The following is a 4,064-nucleotide window of genomic DNA, read 5'->3' on the forward strand; positions in this document are numbered from 1 at the left end:
TTTTTGAATTCGTTTTTGAATCCTTTTTGAATTCGTTTTTGAATCCTTTTTGAATACGTTTTTGAATCCTTTTTGAATTCGTTTTTGAATCCTTTTTGAATTCGTTTTTGAATCCTTTTTGAATACGTTTTTGAATCCTTTTTGAATTCGTTTTTGAATCCTTTTTGAATTCGTTTTTGAATCCTTTTTGAATTCGTTTTTGAATCCTTTTTGAATTCGTTTTTGAATCCTTTTTGAATCAGGACATAAGGTAGTGGAATTACGGAGTGCACCCGAACAAAGAACCGACCTCATTCTTTATGGTAGAAGGGCTTTTACAGACGTTTATTATTCATTCATCCCGAAGCCTTTAAATTTAATAATCTTCTCTAAAAAACTGAAAAACTACTTATTATTTCTTAAGGAAAAGAGACAGTGAAAACCTTGAAAAATGGATAAAGAATCTACAGCTCGATCGTAAAAATAGAAATACATATTGTGTTACAATTTCACCTTCAAATTTTCTTGTTCGAATTTATCTTTATATATGCTGAGCGTGCTCTTTGTAATGTAGAATAAGGTCTTCAGTCCATCTCAGGGCTGCAGGCTTGAAGCCTATAAGGGTTTCCTGGTCAAAAATCCCCTTCGAGGTAAGAAAATCAGCAGCCATGAAATATTCAGTCTTAACCAGCATGGCAATCTTTACTTCGTTATTACAGATAAAAAGCTTCTTTTTTTCTCTGGCCAGATAAAGTTTCAGTTCTTCTTCAAAATCGGTTTTCAGTCTTTCATAGATTTTCTCTGTTACTACAAGGGTTATTCTGATATCATTGTCTTTGTTTGCTAGAAATATTTCGGAAAATACCGGATGAAATATTGATGAAAAACAGGTTATCTTTTTTGATTTTCTTATGTTATCCAGGAACACGGAAGAAGGCTCAAAAATACTATCGGGGTCAGGTTTTACAAGGAAGCAGGATTTCAGTTCATTAAATCTTTCCAGAAATGCTCTGGGTAGTTCAGAGATATCGCGGTCCTGCCAGTATTCAGCATTCTCCTCAATGGCCTGCAGAGTATCGAGCAAAGGTTCCATTTTCTCGACCAAAATTTTTGCAAGAGGCATTAGCCTGTACTCCTTATCTTCCTGAAAAACCAGATGTTCATCCTTTAATTTTTTGATTTGCGGGAGCATGCCCGTTGGGTTAACGTTCAGACCTTTTACTATGTCCTCTATTGGTTTTCCTCCGTTTTTGAGAAGGAGCAAAAGGTCTTTTCTCTTCTGGGACAGAAAAATCAGGTCTATCAAAGCTTTATCCATTGATTTCACTTTCCGGATCTTGCACGTTTGCGAAGATTTATCTTTGCTTCATTTTTTAGAAAGATCTTTTGAAGGAACTTGAAGTTCTACAAGTGATGTCTAAAGTTATTTGAAATTAACTTCAATCCATACTTTCAGTCACGTCCTTTCAGTCACATTCTTTCAGTATATTCAGAGTTCATACCTTACCTTTTAAGTATTCATTTTTTAATTCTATTGTCTTCTTTTTAATTTTATTCCATTCTTTTTAATCGTGCCCTGTTTTTTTAGTCTTATCCCATTCTTTTTAATTTGTCTTATTTCTTTTAATCTTGTCCTATTCTTTTTAATTATTTTTAGAACTATCCTTTGACAAGATAAGAAAACTTAAAATCTATAATCTAGATTATATAGATCGGAATAGAGCTTGGAAAGTGATACTTCTTATCTGATAGTATCCTGACTGTGTATTGCGATTTCCAGATCATGGAGGACTTTGCATAAAATCATTCAAATGTGTGCTTACGAACTGGGATTACATTTATAGTTTGTGCCGAAACATATCTACGGAAATCAAATGTTCTGGATATGAACCGGACGTAATTATTGCTCTTGCAAGAGGAGGCTGGTTTGCCGGGCGAGTGCTATGCGATTTTCTGGGACTTGATGACCTGTCCAGTTTGAAAATAGAGCACTACATAGGAGACACAGCTATCGATACCGGTGAGCCATATATTCGATATCCTCTTTCAAATGCTGTAATGGAAGAAAAAAAAGTACTTATTGTAGATGATATTGTCGATACCGGAGAAAGTATGCTTAGTGCCAAGGCCTATGTAGAAAATCATAATCCTACGGAAGTCAGGACTGCTTCACTGCAGTACCTTGGGAGTTCTAAAATCGACCCCGATTATGTGGGCGAACGGCTCGAGGATTGGGCCTGGATTGTCTACCCCTGGAACTTCGTGGAAGATATGACAAGTATCCTGACTAAATGCATGAGAAAAGACCCTAAAAAATCCTGGAGTCTTGGTGATCTTAAACATAGCCTTTATATAAACCATGGTCTGGACTCTATTGTCTTTGAAATAACCCAGCCTGGAAGGCTTCCAGAAGTTCTGGAGGAGATGGAGAGAGTGCGCAAGGTCAGTTCTGAAATGATCAATGGAAAAAAGCACTGGATATTGTTATAAAAACTTTATTAATTTCTTCCTAAATAGGATAATAGCTTATGCTTCTCACTGGAAAGCGAAGTAGGCCTAAAATCGGAGAGGATATTTTTTATTTTTACTGGGTGAAATTAACTCTCGTTTAAACGAAGGCGTTAAGCTGTAAAATACAAATATACATATCTATTCAGTGTATCTATATTTTAAGTATCCATAAGGCTATCACTATAGCTACTCTGTATACATTTAAAATCTTGGTCGACGATGCCAGATTGGTCTGAAATCTAGTATACCAAACTGGTCTGAAATCCTGGATACTAAACTGGCCTAAGATTTCAGAATCCCAAACTGGTCTAAAAAATCGAGTACATAATTACATTATCTGCAAAGTAATTCATTAACAGTAAATTAACCCATTATCTATTACCGGTGAATTCATGCCCCACAGATGTACCAGATGCGGAACCATATTTGAAGACGGAGATTCTGTCATTCTGAGCGGCTGCCCGAACTGCGGTTGGAATAAATTCCTTTATGTAAAAAACGAATCTGAAGGTTTAGAAAATCAGGAACGGCTCGCTCTGGAAGAACAAAAGTTAGATCTGGAATCCTCTCTGGATGAAGTTGTAAGAAATATTGATGAGGCTCTTGCTTCTGAGCAGGAAAGTGTAAAGCAGGAACCAGAACCAGAGAGGGAAACAGATGACGAAAGAGTAGAGTCCGTAAGAATTCTTGGGCCTGGCTCCTATGAACTTAACCTGGATTCTCTTCTTGAAAGAAAAGAACTCGTTATGGCAATCCGGGAAGAAGGGTCTTATGCCCTGCATCTGCCCTCGGTTTTCAGCCAGCAAAAAGAAAACAAAAAGAAAAATTAAAAAGCAAAATTAAAAGCAAAAATAATTGTAACTATTCAGGGTATAGTTAGCGGCGCTCCTTTGAGCGCCGCGAGAATACCCTCTAAAACAGGTAAACCATTCTTTCTTATTGTTGAAATATATGCTCTAATTCTGCAGAAAGCTTCCGCTCCTCGTGCAGTTCTGAAAGTTCCTGATATTTTCTGCTGTAGCTTCATCATCCTGACATCTCTTTCTGCTTGATTATTCTCAAACGGAACTTTCAAGTCTGTCAGGAATCTCAGAATCTTTTCTTTATGTTCTATAAACCTATCAAGCAGATTCCTTGCTTTGGTTTTTGGATTCTTACCACGTTTTCCTCGTTTTTCAGGATTTAAAGAAGGTGGATTTTCTTCAATTCCTTTCGCGACTACAGCATTGAACCTTTTTTCTAATGCCTTAACTTGTTCAAAATCTAGATTTTTGACCTGCTCTTTACACTCATCAGCATACTTTTTCATTTCAGACAACAGCTCATTCATATCTTTAGCCCATTGCTGTTTATAATTCTCTTCAATTCCAGTAAGTTCTCTCTGGAGATGAACATTGCAAAGAGCATGATCACAATTATAACTGTTGTAAGGTTTCCATCCATCGTGAACTGCTACCCCTTTAAACTCTGGAAGAATTCCCATAGCATCAATAGCTTCGGATCCTCTTTTTGCATGAGTAAAATAACAGGTGTATTTGTCAGTAGAAGCTACATGAAGCCAATGTCTTTTTCCA

General features: G+C 36.6%; 5 protein-coding genes. 2 read left to right on the forward strand and 3 right to left on the reverse strand.

The window, feature by feature from the left end; genetic code table 11:
* Both ASJ81_RS09560 and ASJ81_RS09565 read right to left on the reverse strand, forming a co-directional pair.
* On the reverse strand, nucleotides 1-272 hold a 272-nt coding region (locus tag ASJ81_RS09560), incomplete at its 3' end, for a hypothetical protein (RefSeq protein WP_141241647.1).
* 248 nt (nucleotides 273-520) lie between these two features.
* On the reverse strand, nucleotides 521-1,297 hold the full coding sequence (locus ASJ81_RS09565) for a helix-turn-helix transcriptional regulator (protein WP_095644272.1): 777 nt from the start codon (nucleotides 1,295-1,297) through the stop codon (nucleotides 521-523).
* Nucleotides 1,298-1,794: 497 nt separating this feature from the next.
* Between ASJ81_RS09565 and ASJ81_RS09570 the strand changes: the two genes are divergently transcribed.
* Both ASJ81_RS09570 and ASJ81_RS09575 read left to right on the forward strand, forming a co-directional pair.
* Nucleotides 1,795-2,469 (forward strand): phosphoribosyltransferase, encoded by a 675-nt coding sequence (locus tag ASJ81_RS09570; RefSeq protein ID WP_095644273.1) that lies wholly within the window; start codon nucleotides 1,795-1,797, stop codon nucleotides 2,467-2,469.
* A gap of 413 nt (nucleotides 2,470-2,882) precedes the next feature.
* Nucleotides 2,883-3,320 (forward strand): Zn-ribbon domain-containing protein, encoded by a 438-nt coding sequence (locus ASJ81_RS09575; RefSeq protein WP_095644274.1) that lies wholly within the window; start codon nucleotides 2,883-2,885, stop codon nucleotides 3,318-3,320.
* 35 nt (nucleotides 3,321-3,355) lie between these two features.
* Here the strand turns inward: ASJ81_RS09575 and tnpC are convergent.
* Nucleotides 3,356-4,064: IS66 family transposase (gene tnpC, locus ASJ81_RS09580; RefSeq protein WP_141241541.1), on the reverse strand; the 709-nt coding region annotated here is incomplete at its 5' end.

It is taken from the genome of Methanosarcina spelaei (assembly GCF_002287235.1).
GTDB lineage: Archaea > Halobacteriota > Methanosarcinia > Methanosarcinales > Methanosarcinaceae > Methanosarcina > Methanosarcina spelaei.